The 18896-nt window shown below is 38.3% G+C and carries 17 protein-coding genes and 1 riboswitch; of the genes, 5 read left to right on the forward strand and 12 right to left on the reverse strand.

The features are described 5' to 3' along the window. The first annotated feature begins 58 nt into the window (after nucleotides 1-58). Entirely contained in the window at nucleotides 59-328 is a 270-nt protein-coding gene (locus NC797_RS02355) for a ribbon-helix-helix domain-containing protein (protein ID WP_272435032.1), read from the forward strand. After that, nucleotides 315-737 (forward strand): type II toxin-antitoxin system VapC family toxin, encoded by a 423-nt coding sequence (locus NC797_RS02360; protein WP_272435033.1) that lies wholly within the window; start codon nucleotides 315-317, stop codon nucleotides 735-737. Before NC797_RS02355 ends, NC797_RS02360 begins: the two co-directional genes overlap by 14 nt. A gap of 157 nt (nucleotides 738-894) precedes the next feature. On the opposite strand, the gene NC797_RS02365 is transcribed toward NC797_RS02360, so the two are convergent. The 4 genes from NC797_RS02365 to NC797_RS02380 all read right to left on the reverse strand — a co-directional run bounded on the left by NC797_RS02365 (nucleotide 895) and on the right by NC797_RS02380 (nucleotide 7242). Then, nucleotides 895-2085 carry a DUF4317 domain-containing protein gene (locus tag NC797_RS02365; protein ID WP_272435222.1) on the reverse strand — a complete coding sequence of 397 codons (1191 nt, stop codon included), beginning with the start codon at nucleotides 2083-2085 and terminating at the stop codon, nucleotides 895-897. A 142-nt stretch (nucleotides 2086-2227) separates the two neighbouring features. Continuing rightward, nucleotides 2228-3184 carry a mannose-6-phosphate isomerase, class I gene (manA, locus tag NC797_RS02370; RefSeq protein ID WP_272435035.1) on the reverse strand — a complete coding sequence of 319 codons (957 nt, stop codon included), beginning with the start codon at nucleotides 3182-3184 and terminating at the stop codon, nucleotides 2228-2230. Nucleotides 3185-3222: 38 nt separating this feature from the next. Further along, the gene (locus NC797_RS02375; protein WP_272435036.1) at nucleotides 3223-5169 is read right to left on the reverse strand and encodes a PTS fructose transporter subunit IIABC; all 1947 of its coding nucleotides are present in this window, start codon (nucleotides 5167-5169) and stop codon (nucleotides 3223-3225) included. A 153-nt stretch (nucleotides 5170-5322) separates the two neighbouring features. Continuing rightward, nucleotides 5323-7242 carry a BglG family transcription antiterminator gene (locus NC797_RS02380; RefSeq protein ID WP_272435037.1) on the reverse strand — a complete coding sequence of 640 codons (1920 nt, stop codon included), beginning with the start codon at nucleotides 7240-7242 and terminating at the stop codon, nucleotides 5323-5325. A 321-nt stretch (nucleotides 7243-7563) separates the two neighbouring features. Between NC797_RS02380 and NC797_RS02385 the strand changes: the two genes are divergently transcribed. After that, on the forward strand, nucleotides 7564-8298 hold the full coding sequence (locus NC797_RS02385) for a hypothetical protein (protein WP_272435038.1): 735 nt from the start codon (nucleotides 7564-7566) through the stop codon (nucleotides 8296-8298). Between the two features lie 116 nt (nucleotides 8299-8414). Further along, nucleotides 8415-8948, forward strand: coding sequence for a flavin reductase family protein (locus tag NC797_RS02390; protein ID WP_272435039.1), 534 nt, complete (start codon nucleotides 8415-8417; stop codon nucleotides 8946-8948). A 47-nt stretch (nucleotides 8949-8995) separates the two neighbouring features. Here NC797_RS02390 and queE read toward each other — a convergent pair whose 3' ends face one another. The 8 genes from queE to NC797_RS02430 all read right to left on the reverse strand — a co-directional run bounded on the left by queE (nucleotide 8996) and on the right by NC797_RS02430 (nucleotide 18044). Next, nucleotides 8996-9718: a 7-carboxy-7-deazaguanine synthase QueE gene (gene queE, locus NC797_RS02395; RefSeq protein ID WP_272435040.1), complete on the reverse strand. Its 723-nt coding sequence runs from the start codon at nucleotides 9716-9718 to the stop codon at nucleotides 8996-8998. Further along, nucleotides 9711-10199, reverse strand: a complete 489-nt coding sequence (queD, locus tag NC797_RS02400) for a 6-carboxytetrahydropterin synthase QueD (protein WP_272435041.1) — start codon at nucleotides 10197-10199, stop codon at nucleotides 9711-9713. Before queD ends, queE begins: the two co-directional genes overlap by 8 nt. Next, nucleotides 10189-10863 (reverse strand): 7-cyano-7-deazaguanine synthase QueC, encoded by a 675-nt coding sequence (gene queC / locus NC797_RS02405; RefSeq protein ID WP_272435223.1) that lies wholly within the window; start codon nucleotides 10861-10863, stop codon nucleotides 10189-10191. Before queC ends, queD begins: the two co-directional genes overlap by 11 nt. 578 nt (nucleotides 10864-11441) lie before the next feature. Then, nucleotides 11442-12632 (reverse strand): M20 family metallopeptidase, encoded by a 1191-nt coding sequence (locus NC797_RS02410; protein WP_272435042.1) that lies wholly within the window; start codon nucleotides 12630-12632, stop codon nucleotides 11442-11444. A 108-nt stretch (nucleotides 12633-12740) separates the two neighbouring features. Continuing rightward, complete coding sequence (locus NC797_RS02415) at nucleotides 12741-13607, reverse strand: MetQ/NlpA family ABC transporter substrate-binding protein (protein WP_272435043.1); 867 nt, start codon at nucleotides 13605-13607, stop codon at nucleotides 12741-12743. A gap of 10 nt (nucleotides 13608-13617) precedes the next feature. Beyond that, a complete protein-coding gene (locus NC797_RS02420; RefSeq protein WP_272435044.1) occupies nucleotides 13618-14280 on the reverse strand; it encodes a methionine ABC transporter permease in 663 nt (220 codons plus the stop codon). Then, nucleotides 14270-15298 carry a methionine ABC transporter ATP-binding protein gene (locus tag NC797_RS02425; RefSeq protein WP_272435046.1) on the reverse strand — a complete coding sequence of 343 codons (1029 nt, stop codon included), beginning with the start codon at nucleotides 15296-15298 and terminating at the stop codon, nucleotides 14270-14272. Before NC797_RS02425 ends, NC797_RS02420 begins: the two co-directional genes overlap by 11 nt. Nucleotides 15299-15407: 109 nt before the next feature. Further along, a riboswitch (SAM riboswitch) is annotated at nucleotides 15408-15525 on the reverse strand. A 314-nt stretch (nucleotides 15526-15839) separates the two neighbouring features. Further along, nucleotides 15840-18044: an MMPL family transporter gene (locus tag NC797_RS02430; protein WP_272435047.1), complete on the reverse strand. Its 2205-nt coding sequence runs from the start codon at nucleotides 18042-18044 to the stop codon at nucleotides 15840-15842. A gap of 147 nt (nucleotides 18045-18191) precedes the next feature. On the opposite strand from NC797_RS02430, the gene NC797_RS02435 reads away from it, so the two are divergent. Beyond that, nucleotides 18192-18815 carry a TetR/AcrR family transcriptional regulator gene (locus NC797_RS02435; protein ID WP_272435049.1) on the forward strand — a complete coding sequence of 208 codons (624 nt, stop codon included), beginning with the start codon at nucleotides 18192-18194 and terminating at the stop codon, nucleotides 18813-18815. Nucleotides 18816-18896: the final 81 nt, after the last annotated feature.

Raw genomic sequence — 18896 nt, forward strand, 5'->3', positions numbered from 1 at the left:
AGGTTTGAATTACATACATTACACGATTCATGTTATAATGTATATGAGGTGATGGTTCTTGAATAAAGAAAAGATGGTTAGAAAACAGATATATCTAGAACCCAAGCAGGATAAATTTATAAAAAAATTGGCTACTGGACAAGGGAAAACGGAAGCTGAAATTATTAGAGAGGCGATTGAACATTATTTAGTAAGTGGAAAAAGCGATCTAAGCGACCCTCTTCACAAGCTGTTAGGCATGGCAAAATCTCAGGTTAAAGATGGTTCCCTTAAGCATGACCAATATATATACTTAGAACAGAAAGAGAATTTCGATGAAGAAAGATAAAATATTTATAGATACAGGTGCTTGGATTGCATTAATTGATGAAAATGACAATTATCATGATCATGCTGTTTCGTATTACCAACACCTTAATTCATCTGTTCAAAAGTTTTCTTCTACCTATGTCATCTCAGAAACCTATACTTGGCTACGTTACCAATTGGGATTCTCATATGCTTCTCAGTTTCTATCCATCATACGTGAGGCATGTTCAATGAACACGATTACATTAATGAAAGATGAAGATGCTCTATTAGAACACGCGGAACAACTGTTATTAGATTTTCATGATCAAAAGCTGTCATACGTAGATGCAGTAAGTATGTCAATGATGAATCTTAGTGGTATAACAAAAGTGTTTGGATTTGACCACCACTTTTACCTAATGAAATTTGAACTACTTCCTATGTAAAAGCCTGTACTAAGCAAATACTGAAGATAGTTTTAACATGTTTACTAACACTTCACATAACTTGAAAAGGTAAACATTCCTCATTTTTTGATTCGAGGGGACATATCCCAGCCCTAGCTAGGAAGAGGACCATATCCCCCGCTTCAGAAAGGATCATTTACTTTTCATTCAACTTACTTTCTTTACTGATGTAAGCTTCTGGCAGCATAGTAAATCCCTCGATTACGGTATCTTCTTCCACTTCAATCATGATAAAACGTTTCCCTTGGGAATGGACTTGTCTCACATATCTTAAATCCTGTGGGCTAATGGCAATATTGGCTACTTTCGTATTGATTTTGATAGACTTTGAATGATACTTTGGTAAGATGCTACTTGCTTTTAGTTCATATTTTTCGTCATCCATAACATCTTTGAAAGCCATTTCTACCTTTTCTGGCGTTGTTTCTTCTAGTCCACTCATTTTCAACACTTTTTCTACGTCTTTATAATCTAATTTCGGTGTCTCTTCCTCTTCATTTTCTTCCATTACACGGTTGATTTCATCATAAACATTGGCAAGTTTTGATGTATTCAATTGATCCCCTACTACACTTTTTACAATTTCCTCGAAAACGGCTTTATCCTCTTTAGCGGTCATCATTTCTTCACCGTTTAATACTTCCTCTATGAATGGATAGTCAGGCTCATGTGCTTTGCCTGACGAATAGAGAATGTGGTTGACATCAGCAGCATTATCGGTAAAACAAGGAAATAAGAATCCTGCTATTGGAGTGTTGAGGTTAATAATAGGATCTACTACAACATTGTACCTAAACTCCTTCTCAACATAGTCAAAAAGCAATTCTTTTTTCGGATCTTGTGTTTTGTTTATACTACATAAAATGAAGGAATGTGAATAAACCGCATCACGTTCACTTTCCTCTGCCTCTTCCTTGCGGCGTTTCATTGGCTTTAAATACTCTCCACGAATGAAGGTTACAACAATATCCATTTCATATTGTTTGTCTTTCAGCATTTTCTCTACGATTCGAATCATTTGCTCTTTCCAGTCTTCCGAATTTCCTAGTAGCCCTTTGTGAAGAATAAGTTGACTAGTATTCTCAACATCAGACTGAAATTTTAATTCAAATAATTTTTCATCTAATTGTCCCGTCAGTACTTTTTTAAAGTTATTTATAAATAACTCTTGTTGATCCTCGTCTAACATTTCAAACGGTTGACTTTGATGATGATAAATGTCACTCGATTCTTTCATGATATAAACATTAAAAATTTCGGAGACTTTCAATAAATCATTACCTACTTTGAATTGTTTTCTAAAATTTGCTATATCTTTTTTATTCATACTATCTTCCTTTTCATGAGCAGACTTTGCATGTCTTAGATTGGCATCATTGCCAACCATAAGTAATATTACCAATTTCATTCAGACCGTCACTATAACCAAGAATTTGTCATTGACAATATTCGTGACGTCCCGGCACCACCTACACATGGGAAACAATAAACTCTGCCTCTCCCGAAAGTTTGTACTCTGTAATCCCATACGGCAAAATGAACTGACTTCCTTTTGCAATAGGAAAGTCGTTCTCCTTTACGCTAATTGTCGCATTTCCTTCTATAACACTCACTTGTAAAAAATCCTGTTCTAACTGCAATGTCGCGTTTCCATTTAACTCCCAATGATATACGGAAAAATACTCTGCTTCTACCAACTGTTTGACCGTTAAATCATCGACTTTAGTAATTTCCTGCTCTCTTACCACATCTCGATGTGGCACTGTCGTTACTTGAATTGCTCTGTCCAGATGTAATTCCCGCTTGTTTCCATTAGAATCCGTTCGATCGTAGTCGTATACACGATACGTTATGTCCGAGCTTTGTTGCGTTTCCAAGATGACGATTCCCTTACCAATCGCATGAATGGTGCCACTCGGAACGTAAACAAAGTCGCCTGCTTTGACTTTAACTCTTCGTAAAAACGAGTCCCACACCTGGTTTTCCACCATTTCTTCCAATTCTTCAGGTGTTTGTGCATGATGACCTAAAACAAGTTCAGCACCCTCTTCTGCACTAAGCACATACCAGCACTCCGTTTTGCCATATGGTACGCCTTCAACCTTCCGCGCAAATGCATCATCAGGATGTACTTGTACAGATAAATCATCATTTGCATCTAGTATTTTTACTAATAAAGGATATTCTTCATTTTGTTTGGCACTTTTATTAAAAAGTCCACCGTGTCCCTTCCACGCATCTGCGAGTGTTTTACCCTCAAGTGGTCCATTCTTTATAACACTTGGACCGTTTGGGTGTGCGGAAATCACCCACGCTTCACCCGTTCTTTTATAAGGAATAGCATAATCAAATTCTGTCGAAAGCTTTTGCCCGCCCCAAATACGATCTTGGAAAACAGGTTGCAAGAAAATTGGTTCCTTGTACAATGTGGTTACCTCCAATAGCTAACAATTCCTCTTACATCTTACCTTATTTCTTCTAATAACATCAATGCTTCTTGCTTAGAGCTTACTTGTATTAATTTCTCCCTAAAACTTTCATCCATTAATTTACGAGATAGCATTTGTAAAATTTTTAGATGCTCATTTCCTGCCCCATTTTCTGGTACAGCAATCATAAAGATCAGCTTTGCTTCTGTACCATCTAGACTATTCCAATCTACCCCGTCACGCTTGATTCCAAAGGCTACTGCAGGACGTTTAACAGCGTTCGATTTTCCATGCGGGATAGCAATATTCATCCCCAGTCCTGTAGAGCTTTGCGCTTCACGATCCAGTATCGCTTGTTTATATGTTTCCTTTGATTCCAAAATGCCTGCCGTATCAAACTTCTCAATTAACTCATCGATAACCTGATCACGTGTAGATCCAGTCAAATTCGTTTTGATTAAATCTTTATTTGTAATATCCGTTAACTTATTCAATTCATCTGTAACTGCTTCGTCTTTCCCTTCTTCTCTTTCTTCAATTGATTTCACAGTAACATTTGATATTTCCTTACCATTTGTTGTAGTATTCGGATACACATCTTTTTTCAACATATTAACCATAAAAGCTGTAACGAGAATACCTGCAGTGGCCGCAATAAAGAAGAACACGACATTGTCAACTGCACCGAGTACAGCAACGATTGGGCCACCATGTGCTACTTTATCCCCAACATTACCTAACATAGCAATTACAGATCCAACCATTGATCCAACCATAATACTTGGAATAACTCGTAAAGGATCTTGTGCAGCGAATGGAATCGCACCTTCTGTAATTCCAAAAAATCCCATTGTAAAGGATGCCTTCCCAGCTTCTCTTTCATTTGGAAGGTACTTTTTCTTGTTCATAAAGGTTGCAAGCCCCATTCCGATTGGTGGAATACAGATGGCAACCGCAATTGGCCCCATAATTTCATAGTTACCTTCTGCAATCATTGCTGAACCGAATAAGAATGCAACTTTGTTGAATGGTCCACCCATGTCAAACGCGATCATTGCACCTAAAATAACCGCTAAAAGAATGGAACTTGCCCCTTGCATTCCTGCAAGCATAGCCGTTAAACCTTCGAACACTTGTGCAATAGGAGCACCAATAACAAAAATAAATAATAAACCTGTAATGACAGATGATATAATTGGAATAAAGATAATTGGCATAACTGGCTGTATTGCTTTTGGTACTTTTAGTTTTTTTATTGCCAACGCAACATAACCCGCTAGGAAACCAGCAATAATCCCACCAATAAATCCTGCACCAGCATCACTTCCATAAAAACTGCCATTTGCAGCAATATATCCACCTATCATGCCTGGTACTAAACCTGGTCGATCTGCAATACTTACGGCAATAAAACCTGCCAATATCGGAACCATGAACATAAATGCTGTTCCGCCTAGACTTTCAATCTTCTTCCAAATAGAATCTTCTGGTATAACGATTCCACCTGGTGTTTGTTCCCCACCAATTGTTAATGCAAGCGCAATTAACAATCCACCTACAACGATAAATGGAACCATATAGGATACACCGTTCATAAGGTGCTTATAGATTGGGTTTTCTTTTTTCTTGCGCGATTGCTTTATTTCTTCTGAAGACTTTAATTCCGGTTGATAAACCGAAACATCACCAATTTGAATTTTTTGGATTAACTCTTTTGGTTTACGAATTCCTTCCTGAACACCAGTTACAATTAATTTTTTTCCTGCAAATCGTTCCTTAGAAATTTCTTTATCTGCGGCAATAATAATACCGTCAGCTTCTGCAATTTCCTGTTCCGTTAAAGCATTTTCAACTCCAATGGAACCTTGTGTTTCAACTTTAATGTCAATGCCCATCTCCTGACCAGCTTGTTGTAAGTTTTCAGCTGCCATATACGTATGGGCAATCCCAACTGGACATGCCGTAACCGCTAATACTTTCATTATATTTCCCTCCTACAATAAATGTTTTAATATAATTGCTTACATTTATTGTAGCTTCTTATTTGCATTTAAATAATTCTAATTGTTACCTAAGCTTGTGGTAAAAATAAATTTATCCATATAAATAGAGTAGAACTGTCTCCTACTCTTTAACTACCGAAGCTTATTTAAAAATGTTTCGACACTATCCGCATCGATTAACGCTTGAACAAGGGACAGATCACTACTAATGGTTGCAATTTGAGCCACTGCTCCACGATTTAGTGCTTGTTGTTGATTCGAAATAGCTAACATAAAAACAATGGAGACGAACTCACTTCCCCATTCCATTGGTTCCTTTAATACCGCAACCGCAATAGCTGATTGGTGAACCATAGTTGGACTTCCATGAGGTATAGCGATCCCTCCACCAATAGACGTAGAGGATTCCCTTTCTCTAGCCAATGCATTTGATGTGAAGGTCTCATTAATAAACCCTTTGTTAAAAAGGATATTCCCAAGCATTTCAACTACTTCAAAAGGGTGTTCGAATGCTACATCAAAATTTACTAAGTCACCCCTAATCAGCGGAACAAGATCTTTCTTTTTCTGATTTTCTTCATTTTTGTACTCTAGTTCCTCCATAAAGTAATGCAGTTTTTCTTTATCCTTCACCTCCAAAAGCGGCGAAATGACAACATGGGGTATCTGGATCTTTTCAAGCGGAACGGTAGTAATAATAAAATCAACAGGATTCTTTTTCAAAACGTCATGCACTTCCGCTTTCCCAATACATGCTACTACCTGTATATCTTGATAATGCTGTTTTATTTTTGCTTCTAAGAGATGGGATGTACCAACTCCCATATGACAAACAATCAGTGTTTTCTTTTGTTTCCGTCTATTGTCCTCTAACCTTTCGATAGATGCTTGAAAATGAAGAACAAGATATGCTGCTTCATCCTCTGGAATCTCCAGTTTATACATCTCGTTGATCTCACTTACAGCAAGCATGACCATGTTAAACATATAAGGATACATTTTTTTAATATCAGTTAAAAGTGGATTGGTGATCGGAAATCCATATTTTATCCGATTGATAACGGAATGGACGTGAACAGTAAGCCCTCTTAAGAGTACTGTATCTTCTTCAAAAGTTACTAACGTCAATTTTTCCAACCTTGCAATAATTTCTGTAACAACCTCTTGTAAAAATGCATCTTTTAAAAACGTTTCCTGGTCGGAGTCCTCCATCTTCTTGCTACTGATTAAATGCCATGTAAAATAAATACGTTCATCTTCTGGAAAAGTAATCCGAAAAATAGATTCTAGTTGTTCAAAAAAATAGGAAGCATATTCATACTCTTTGTAACGGTTTATCGTTTCCTTTTCAGTTTCTGGAATTTGAATAGATGACTTTTGTCTTGTTCGTTTCATCATAATTAATGCATGTACAAGTAGGCTTTCCACCGCACCATCTGTAAAAGCAATAGAATACCGATGTTGTAATTCTATTAAAACCTTTTGTACAGTAGTTATCTCATATGGTAAAAATAAGTCCAAGACATCGTTTTTATCTTGTGTTATGGATGAGGTCAGTTCGGATAAATGTGCCAATGCACTACGTTTATTTAATTCTGTCCCTATAACTACATTCCCAAGACGTGGCTTAGACTCTAAATCAAGATAATATCCTTTCAACCATTCCCCAATCGTTTCCATGTCTTTTTTGATTGCACCTTTTGGGACATAATATCGTTCAGCCAACATTTTAAGCGTTATTGGCTTGTCACTAACTAACAATTGGTAAGCAATTTCGACAAAGCGATCCGCTGATGTCTTTGGTTCGTTGGAATATAACCAATCAGAGAGTGCCGAGCGATCGATTTCATCAATATCAAATAAAATTCCTACCCCAGGTTTCCGCTTTAAACGAGCACTCGGATAATCGACCAGTAGTCCTTCTACCTGATTCAAATCATTTCGCACCGTTTTTTCCGAGCATCCTAATTGGTTAGAAAGGTCTTGAATGTTTATAGTTTTTTTATTTTTTAATAACAGAAGTCTTAGTAGTACTTTCTGTCTATCATTCATAGCTGCACCTACTTTAATTATTCAACCAAAGTGTAGCCTATCGCTTGGATAAGATCAATGATCCTACACTTTTCAAGTTTAATGGATCAAAAAACAAAGTGAACTCTTTTCAGTAAGCTGAAACACCGGGTCATTCCCAACTGCTGCACTTTAAAACGACCAATTAGTAATATTCCACAAAACTCGGGACATCGCTGTGACCTTACCATTTATAAAATTAAATAAGATATGTGACTTATATCACATACACAGTGAAGAATGAAATAGTATGATCAATGTGTAAAGGTTATGTGAAAAAAATCACAAAAAGGGGATGTTGTTATGGTACAGAAAAATAGACAATTAGCACTTATTGTTGGAGGAATCGTTGCAGGGGGGATTTTACTTTCGGGATGTGCAAATGACTCAGAAACAGGTGCTGAAAAACAGCCTACAGATGAAACCTTAGTCGTAAATAAACAGGAAGTTAAGGAAGTACCTGCTATGGAGAAATCGATAACAACAGATCAGGAACAAATGAAGACTGATGAAGAAAATATCATGCCGTATGGTTTTATGATGGTTGGTGCTAGCGAAAAATTTCCAGAAGCCGATGAAACTGTCAATGGTGATGCGGTTGTGTTAAATGGTATTTGTACACTTGAAGGCACACACATGGTTATGGTGCAAATGAAAGATGGTCCCATTGCCTATATTCCTGTAGCTGATGAAGGACAAGAAAACAGTTTTAAACAAGGTGACTCCATAACGGTAACTGAAGGCACAATTGCAAAAGACGTAAAAGGAACAGCAGGTGATGGAGAATTGGGCAATTACATGCTTTCAGGAATTAGTGAAAATGAACTTCCTGTTTATGATTCCGATACAAATGGTCAGGCTTATACAATCGCGACTGTTTGTGCAGAAGGAAATAACGGTGAAGAAATTCACGGTATTCTAACGCAAATACCAAATGGCGCTGTTGGATTTTTACAAACAAAAGATATTGCTGAAGAATTGTCATATGAGCCTGGTCAACTTGTACAGGTGACGGCGGGTGATTTGACTAGAAATTAGTTTCAGTTTTCGGTGAGATAACAACGAACATGGTCATTGTATAAGCAACTTGTTATTACGATCGTCCTTTTTTGCGATAAGATAAAGGAAATCTATTAAAGCGAGGTGCTTCATCGATGGATACGAAATCAAAACTTGATCCAGTAGAAGAGGTATATAATAAACGACTACGAGGCGGGTTCTTTATCTCTACAACCGATGGAAAAAGGACTCATTTCCATAACGGGTGTTGGGTGACACAATGTTCGCATGAGCCACCACAAATGCTCGTTTGTTTCCCGAAAGAGATGGAGAGCACAGAGATTATTAAACGTGGAGGGGTTTTTGCCCTTAGCATGACTGCTGAAGATCAAGAAGAGTTAATGGATCGTTTTTTTGCAGGAGATCAGAGTATTGAGTCCATGGGTGAGGACGAGTTTATTTATAAAGAAACAGCATGTCCCATTTTAAAAAATGCACAAGCCTATTTTGATTGTGAGGTCGCCCAAATTATCGATAATAGGGATTTCCTGATTGTGATAGGGAATGTATTATCGGCTGAAATTCTTCATCCTGAGAAACAAAGTCTTACTGTTAATCATCTAATGGAGCGTGAAGGAGGCGTGCCAGAGGACGCTATCGTTCCATTAAAGGGATTTGATAACAAATAGGCAGGTGTGCCTGTGACCACCCCATCGGGCGGTGACAGGCATCCATACTAAACCCCTCTTTTATTTCCCCAGACTAGCGTATGTAGTTGCGGCAATACCCTTACGCTATTCATTTCACATGATTGCATCGTTTCATCAACTAGCCATTCATATTTTTTTAATAGTTTATTTGCTAATTGTTCATGATCATCGGAATGTATATCATCATTTCCTACCTGCAAATAAAACGGAACGCCACGATATCGATTATGAACTTTTTTTGCATAATGAAAATCTTCCTCATCAAAAACAACAACTTTTAAGCTAAAATTACTTCTACTTTTTATCAGGTTATCAACAATTTCATCTAAAGTATCAAAATTCGTCACCATATTGGAACTTGGCGGTTTAGGTGAAATGGTCAAATCATCAATTTCATAAAACCAAGGTTGCCACTTACTTCCCTGCGTCTCAAGTGCAATTGCAATGTTCTTCCTGTTTAACAAGCTCGTTAGTAATCCTAAAGAGGAAAGGAGTGCAGGGTTGCCTCCAGAAATCGTCACATGATCAAAATAGTCTCCACCGATGGAATAGAGCTGCTCCCATATTTCATCTGCAGTCATCTGTTTGATTTCGTTCTTTGCTGATCCATCCCAGGTAAAAGACGAATCACACCAGGAGCATTGATAATCGCAACCCGCAGTCCGGACAAACATTGTTTTTCTACCTACAACCATGCCTTCACCTTGAATGGTTGGACCAAATATCTCTAATACGGGTATTTTACTCAACTTCCATCCATTCCCTTCTGACTTCAGCATAGCTTGTCGGTGTCTCAAATAAGCGAACAAATTCGACTCTAGCAGCCGAATAATGACCAGGTTTACTTTCTAGGGCTTCTTGCATTTTTTCATACAGCCAAACAACCATATTTTCAGCTGAAGTATTCATCTTCGGTAGGGTTTCGTTTAGATAGCGATGATCAAGGTGAATTTCAATATGCTCTTTCCATATTTCCTTCATATCTTTAAAATCGATCACTATACCAATATCATTGGGAGGTCCACTGATGCCAAACACGACACGATAAGTATGTCCGTGAAGGTTTGTGCACTTTCCTTCATAACAATGGAGGTGGTGAGCAGCATCAAAGGTAAACTCTTTACTGACAAGTACACGCTTCTGATGATATCTCAGCTCATTCTTTTTAATATCTTCACCCATTTTTTGCAGACCTTCAACAATTCGAAAACCAAAGAAATCATTCGCCATTAAAATCAACCTTTTGCATCATTTTTTTATACTTTTCGAGTCCAGCATTTCTCAATTTGCAGGCTGGACATGTGCCACAACCCGTTCCAACTATTCCTTCATAACAGGTTAACGTCTTTTCATTAACAAAATCTAACACACTTAGCTCGTCTGCAAGTTTCCATGTTTCTGCTTTATCCAACCACATCAGCGGTGTATGGATCACAAAATTTGTATCCATCGATAAATTGATCGTGACGTTTAGCGACTTTATGAAAGCATCTCTACAATCAGGATACCCGCTAAAGTCTGTCTCACAGACACCGGTAATAATATGTTTCGCATCAACTTGGCTTGCAAGAACACCAGCAAAAGACAGAAAGAGTAAATTGCGTCCTGGCACAAATGTTGTGGGTAAATCCCCATCTGAACCTTCTTCTACATCTATATCACTTCTAGTTAGCGCATTTGGGGCTAACTGATTTAAAAGCTGCATATCAAGTATGTGATGTTTAACGCCTAATTCTGATGCAATATCCTTGGCACAATCGATTTCTTGCTTGTGTCGCTGATTATAATTAAAAGTAACAGCCTCTACTTCTTTGAAGGTTTTTAAAGCCCAAAACAAGCAGGTTGTACTATCTTGTCCACCACTAAACACAACAACCGCTTTCTCATCTTTCAACACTTCATCAAACTTCCTTTCCATTAAAAAAAGCCGTACCCCAAGACGAAGTACTGCTTCTCCTTAGTTTTTTTAACGAGGGGTGCTAGAACCTCAACTATTTATATTCACTATTAGTGCGTGTTCAAAAAGTAAACAAATTAGAAGCAAGCAGGTCGAGGCGGCGTAGTTTTGAGTAGCGCAGCGAAAGCTTGTTGCTTCGAAAGCATTACCTCGCACGAAGAAAAAGTGTCCTTCTTTTTCTAAGGATATGCTTTTAATACGTGAGCAAAAGGAATGCTCCCCCGAATATACTTCGCACGCAGGAAAAGCGGGTTTCTTTTCCAAGGAACGGAGAAACAAGCCATTTAAGGAATACAGGCTAAGACCGCCACGTCCTGTGGCAACACCTGCATGACCCACATCGTGTGGGCCTGAGATGCGCCGCTTATCATTTGGTGACTTTTTGAACATCCTCTATAAATCGTAGCATAAAAGATATATATTTCATAGATTTTTTCATTCATTTAGCTTAAAGTGAGTGTTTAACACCCGCCACTCCGTCTGTGTAACAGGGTTTTTCGGGCAGTGACAGCACCCTAAAATACAGGCACCTGAAACTCATCTTTTACTGCTTGAAGGTGTTCATTATGAATCAATAAATCAAGTCCTGTTAGCGAAAGTGCCTTGGCACCTGTTATCAATGCATGATCACCTGTTTTAGATATCGCGGCTTCGCGAAATGCTACTGTGTGTGGAACAAGATCCTCTGCTCCTATTTTAATAAAAGGGTGAATCGTTGGAACTACCTTACTGATGTTACCAGCATCTGTCGAGCCTATGCCACCAACTCTGTCGGAATACGTTTCACCAAGACTGGTCACTTTTTCCTTAAAAATTTGATCAAACTTTCTATTTATTTTAAAGTCATCTACACCGTTTTGAATTCGTGTGATTTTTACTGTTGCACCTGTCATTAAAGCAGAGCCTTCTGCAATATCATTTACTTTAGCGGTAATCTCATCACACGCGGATCTGCTTTTAGCCCGAATAAAGAATCTAGCTCGTGCATATTCAGGAACAATATTCGGTGCATCTCCTCCATCCAAAATAATTCCATGTATACGTACATCATCCGTTACATGTTGACGGAGTGCATTAACCCCATTATACAATTGAACCACAGCGTCTAATGCATTGATCCCGTTTTCAGGGTTAGCAGCTGCATGCGCGGGTTTACCAAAAAACGCATAGTCCATTGGATCAACTGCTAGTGTTGGAGCCGTTTCTGCAGTCTTGCCAAATGGATGTGCCATCATACATACATCTAGGTCTTGCACCAATTGATGGCGAACAAATGTCCCTTTTGCACTGCCGTTTGGACCACCCTCCTCCGCTGGTGTTCCAAGCACCACTACTTCCCCGCCAGTTTCATCTAAAACTTGGCTGAGTCCAATCGCTGCTGCAACACTTGATGTTCCAATGATATTGTGGCCACAAGCATGCCCAAGACCTGGAAGTGCATCATATTCTGCGAGAAATCCAATTTTGGGACCTGGTTTTCCTGATTCTAATCTAGCAATAAACGCTGTCTCATGTTCTGGGATCCCTTTTTGAACAGTGAAACCAGCATCTTTTAATAAAGAAATCAATAAATCAGAAGCAAAATATTCTTGATTTCCAATTTCAGGCCGGCTATGTATTTGATGACTTGTGTGAACATATAATTTTTCCTGATCTTTAATGTTCTTTAATACTTTTTCCTCAAGCACGTTTTGGAAAGTGTTCATTCGTATCCCCCTCGAAAAATTAAATAAAGGAAGACAAGTTAACCTGTTAGCAGTCCTTAGACCAGAGTTAACTTTCCTCCCATTGTATCTAGCGTTTATACATTCTGTTTACCAACCAATATCTTCAAGTGGTACGAATATTGGAATTAGGGAGTTGTCAAATACGTCTTTAATGTGTTGGGCAACTTCATCTGTTTGGTAAATTTCAACTAATCTCTTAAATACTTCCTTATCCGTTTCATCTGCACGTACTGCAATAATATTGATGTAAGGTGTCGCCGTATTATCTTCAATAAAAATGGCATCTTCAACAGGTGTAAAACCAGCTTCAACTGCTACTCCATTATTAATGATAGATGCCGTAACATCTGGTAAAACCCGTGGAGTCTGAGCAGCAACAATCGGTGTGAACTTAATATTTTTTGGATTTTCTTCAATTAACGATAAATCACCATTACCATTAAATTCATCCGTTAATGTGATCAATCCAGCTTGTTCCAATAAACCTAAGGCTCTTCCCATGTTCGTCGCTTCTTGTGGAAGGGCAATTGATCCATTTTCAGGGAAATCACTTATGTCCTCAATCTTTTCTGAATAAATACCCATTGGCGCAATTAGAGTTGTACTGATCGGAGCAAGGTCTAGATCTCTTTCTTTAATAAACGAATCAAAGTAAGAAACAGTTTGGAAAGCATTTAAATCAATGTCACCATCCGCTAAAGCAACATTCGGACGGACATAATCAGAGAATTCCACTAGCTCTAAGTTAATACCTTCTTTAGCAGCTTTTTCTTTAACAAATTCCCAGATTGGAACACCTGATCCATTTAGACCTACTTTTAACGTAACCTCTTCTTGTTTGTCTGTTCCTTCTGTTGCGTCACCACTATCAGATGATTGACTACTTCCACATCCAGCTAATATAGCTCCGAGACTTATGATAAGGGTTAATAAAACGAGTAATTTTTTCTTCATGTTTTTTCTCCTATCTTCTTCTAATTATCTTTGAAAATTTATTTCCAAACGTTTGGACCAACTGAACTAAAAGCACGAGTAAAAGGACTGTTACAATCATAATGTCTGTTTCAAAGCGCTGGTAACCATATGCGATTGCTAGATCACCTAGACCACCGCCACCAACAAATCCAGCCATTGCTGAGGCACCAATTAAACCTATAACAGCAATCGTAATATTTAAAATCAACGAGCTAAGTGCCTCTGGTACAAGTACACGAAAGACAATTTGCCAAGGTCTTGCACCCATTGCTTCTGTTGCTTCTACAACTCCAGGTGAAACTTCTAGCAAACTGCTTTCTACTAATCTTGCAATGTATGGTGCTGCAAAAACAACAAGTGGTACAGTTGCAGCTGCTGTTCCTATGGATGTCCCAACAATTACCCGTGTAAAAGGTAAGATTGCAACTAGTAAAATAATAAAAGGAATGGACCTAAAGAAATTAATAATTGCATTTAACACCGGAAAAAGTAATTTATTTTCCATCAAGTTCCCTGGTCGTGTTACAACTAAAATAATGCCAAGTGGTAGACCTAAGATCAGTGCGAATAATAGGGAGAAACCAACCATTGCTAACGTATCGATTGTAGCTTCTAGAATTCGCGGCCAAAATTCCGTTAATTTAACATCCATCTATATTCAGCTCCTTTACACCAACTGTTTCCCGAATATATTCTAGAGCCTTATGAATGTCTGAATCTTCCCCCCGAAATTCGACAATCAGATTTCCAAAAGGTTTTCCTTGTAGCTCTGTAATTTGACCAAATAAAATATTTGTATGAACATCATGGTTTTTAGAAGCCATAGACAAAATTGGATCTCCAGCAAAGTTGCCTTCAAATAGTAACCGGTAGATATGTTTGGTACCTTCCTTCGATTCTATCATTCGTATTATCGAACTTGGTATCTCATCGTTCATTACTGTTTTGACAAAATTCCTTGTTGTTACATGTTGAGGATTTGAAAAGACATCAAATATTGTCCCTTCTTCAATAATTTTGCCAAGTTCCATAACTGCTACGCGATCACAGATTTCTCGTATAACTTGCATCTCATGGGTAATCATTAGAATTGTAATGTTGTACTCTTTTTGAATTCTTTTCAACAAATCCAAGATAGATTGAGTAGTTTGTGGATCAAGGGCAGACGTTGCCTCGTCGCATAATAGAATCTCAGGCGATGTAGACAATGCTCTTGCGATACCTACACGCTGTTTTTGACCACCAGAAAGCTGGTCTGGATAATGGTTTGCCTTATCAGATAACCCAACAAAATCTAACAGCTCTTTCACTTTCTTGTTAATTTTTGATTTAGGTTCACCAGCGAGTGACAACGGGAACCCAATATTATCAAAAACCGTTTTAGATTCCAGTAGATGAAAATGTTGAAAAATCATTCCGATCTTTCGTCTCATTTCCCTCAGGTTCTCCTTAGAAAGACTTTGAATATCTTGATCATTCACCCACACCTTTCCAGATGATGGGGTTTCTAGTAGATTCACACATCGGATTAGTGTGCTTTTTCCCGCCCCACTAAATCCAATAACACCATAAATTTCTCCCTTTTCTACTGTTAAATCCACATTATCGATAGCCTGGATGACCTGATCATTAATTTGGAATTGCTTGCTAACACCCTCAAATCGAATCATGGCAACCTCCCTTTCTCTTGCTGTATGTTAACAGTAATAACGATAAAAATGCCCTCTCTTCTGTGATAAGAAGAGAGGGCATTAATAAACGATCTATGTATGCCTACTCTTCTTATCTTTCAAGTGAATAATCATCACTTGATGGAATTAGCACAGTATTTCAAATTAATTGAAATCCGCTGCCGAGGTTTCTTAGGGCCATTCCCCTCCACCTCTCTCGATAAGAAGAAAAAATTAAGTTCTATATCCTGTTTCATAGCAATAAGAAAATAGTATAGGAATCTGTTAGAACTGTCAAGACTTTTTAATAGGCTCTAGGAATCTCGTTTCTTAACTCCAATTTCAAGAAGTTAGGGGTCAGACTCTGTTCGAGGACAACTGTCCATATGAAGGGTCTGATCCCAAATTTAATCTTTAAATGGTTTTAGGGTTTTAGACCCCCACCTCTAAGCGAAGCGTAGGTGGGAATTTCCAATCAGGTGGAGTCGAGACTCCATCTGATTCCCCGATGTTTCAGCTTGCTGAAACGAGTTCGCTTTCCCTATTTCTTTTTCCAAAGTGCTCCTGGCCAAAAAGCGAATCGACCAAGGACTGTAGTTATTGCTGGAACAAGTAATGGTCTCACAATAAACGTATCTAATATAACACCGATAGCAGTTACGATACCAAACTGGACGAGCACTTGCATCGGCATTACAGCCAAGACGGAAAATGTTCCGGCTAAAATCAAACCTGCAGAGGAAATAACACTGCTTGTTTCCCCCACCCCCTCCGCAATAGCTTGCTTCATCGACATCCGTTTCCTTTTGTTCCATATACTTGAGATCATAAATATATTATAATCCTCACCAAGAGCAACTAAGAATACAAAAGCATAGAGCGGAATTAAGCCTTGCATCGCGGGGGCGCCCATTCCGTAATGAATAATCAACCATCCAAGGCCTAGGGCAGATAAAAATGAAATGACTACCGTAAGTAGTAAATAAACCATTGCTACAACGGACTTCAAGTACACCAACAACAGCAAAGCGATAATAAGCAAGACTACTGGTATAATGATGTTTTGATCACTTCTTGTTATGTTTTCCGTATCATAAAGGGTTGCTGTTTCACCGCCAATCCAAACACGTTCATTAGCATTAGAAATTCCTGCGTTTTCTAATCCATTTATTGCTGCTATCTTTAAGTTTTCAATTTGTTCCACTGCGTCGGAAGAGTATGGATCAACACCGAATGTTACCGTATATTCCAGATAGTATCGATTACTTTCTCCTTGTTTAGCATCACTTACACTTTCCACAATAGGCAAGGAAATAAGGTCCTTCTGCAAATTAAGCTCTTTTCCATCAGTATCTACAACAATGTTAACCGGTGCAATCTCACCTGGTGGATAATGCTCGGATATAATGGTAAAACCTTCACGGGATGGCATGTCATCAGGGAATGATTGTAAAACTCCATACGTGTAATCGATTCTTGGTACAACGAATGCTAATCCACCTAAAAAAATCAAACTAATTACGATTATCTGCCAAGGCCTTTCCGTTACCAAACGTCCGGCAGCCTTACTAAACCTGGTACGTTGTTTCAATTGACGAACTCGTCTTCCCCTTTTATCTTGCAATTGCTCCAACATTTCTGGTGTTCTTGGGATAAAAGGGAAAAACGCTACTCTACCAAATAGTGCAAGCATGGCTGGTAACAATGTCAACACAGCTATGGCCATTACGAAAATCGCGAGACTAAAAGGTACTGCAAACCGGTCGTAAGATGCATATTGCGCTAGGGATAACGTTAAAAGACCTAATACTGTGGTCAGAGCACTCATCATAATCGCACTGCCAGAATTAGCAATCGCTAACTGTAAGGCTTTATATTTATTGACCTCTAACTGTAATTCGTCTCGATATCTTGAGACAAGAAACAAACAATAATCTGTCCCTGCTCCGAATAATAGTACCGTCATAATTGAAATCGCTTGTGCATCCACGACAATCCAACCGTTTCCTGCCATAAAACCAAGCAACGGGCTAATTAACCCATAAGCAAACCCAACACCAACTAAAGGCACAATCGCTAAAATCGGTGATCGATACAAGACAATAAGAAGTACCAATACAAGTAACACTGTTGCAAATAGCAAAGTCAAATCAGCTTGGCTGAATAATTCCGTCGCGTCGGTTTGTATCCCTACCGGACCAGTGAAACGAACGTGTAATCCTTCTACTTCGAGGTCGTTTTCTAACACTTCAGGCTTAGTTAGTGTGACAACCTTTTCCTTCAAAGTTTCTAATGATTGTTGGAGCTCATCTGCTGTAGCAGCTTCATTAAAAAAGACAGGTGTAGTTAATGCCTCACTGTCTCCAGAAGCTGCCTGTGCAAGAGCTTGCATAGGCATTTGATCGAATCTAGGAATCAGCGACTGGTAACCGAGTGGTTGCTTAGCCAAATCTTCGTATAAAGCTTGAACTATTTCAAAATCTCTTTCCACTAATCCACCATCTCGATACCAAACCAATAGTAGCGGAACACCTGAATCATTTGGAAATTGTTCTTCCATTATTTTTGATGCTTCGACTGACATCGCATCTTCTGGTAATAAATTGTTCGAGCCACTTTCTTCATCGTTAACTTGAGGCCATACAATGGATATGACAGCAATTACAGCTACCCAAACCAGCACTGTTATCCATCTACTTTTAGAACTCGCAACAATTTTCCCCCACTGACTTAACCAATTATGCACTAGAAACCCTCCATTATTATATATTACGCCAATTATCTCTAATTAATTATATATACTGGTTAGTTAATTTTCAATAACTAAATAATCTATTTGAATTTTTTTCTGTGATATAATACGGTTGAATGAATGGATAAGGAGAGAATTGGTTTGAAAGACAAAAAAAGCCGTTCACTCGGCCGACCACGTTCGGGCGAACTTAAACAACCAACGAACGAAATAATCATTAATGCTGCAACACAATTGTTTCTAAATCATGGATATAAACAGGTTTCGGTTGATGATGTTGCTAAGCAATGTGATGTCACGAAGGCTACCGTCTATTACTACTATCCGACGAAAGCAGAATTATTTACAGAAGCAATGATTCAAATGATGGGGCAAATTCGTGATTACATGAATGCAATGTTGATGGAAAGTAAACCGTTACGTGAGCGCTTGTTGAAAATTGCAAAGGCACATTTGCAGGCAACGGTTGATATTGATCTAGAAGGATTTATGCGTGAAACAAGAAGTAGCTTAACAGAAGAACAAGTGATCAAAATACAACAAGCTGAAGAAAAAATGTTTTTCGCAATTGAAGCTGCATTCTCTGAAGCAATAAAATCCGGAGATATTAGTCAAATCAATTCAAAATTTGCCGCTCATGCTTACATTTCTTTATTAAAAGTCGGGAACTATCGAAATGCCAAAAACGAAGGTATCTTCCCCTCCGTTGACGAGACAGCTGAACAAATTGTAACACTATTATGGAATGGATTGTTTGGTTCGTAACAAACGAGTAGGAGACGAATCAAATCATTAATAGATTAGTCGACCTCTCCCACCATTTAACCCGACTACTAATATCGGGGT

It is taken from the genome of Terrihalobacillus insolitus (assembly GCF_028416575.1).
Taxonomy (GTDB): Bacteria; Bacillota; Bacilli; order Bacillales; family Amphibacillaceae; genus Terrihalobacillus; species Terrihalobacillus insolitus.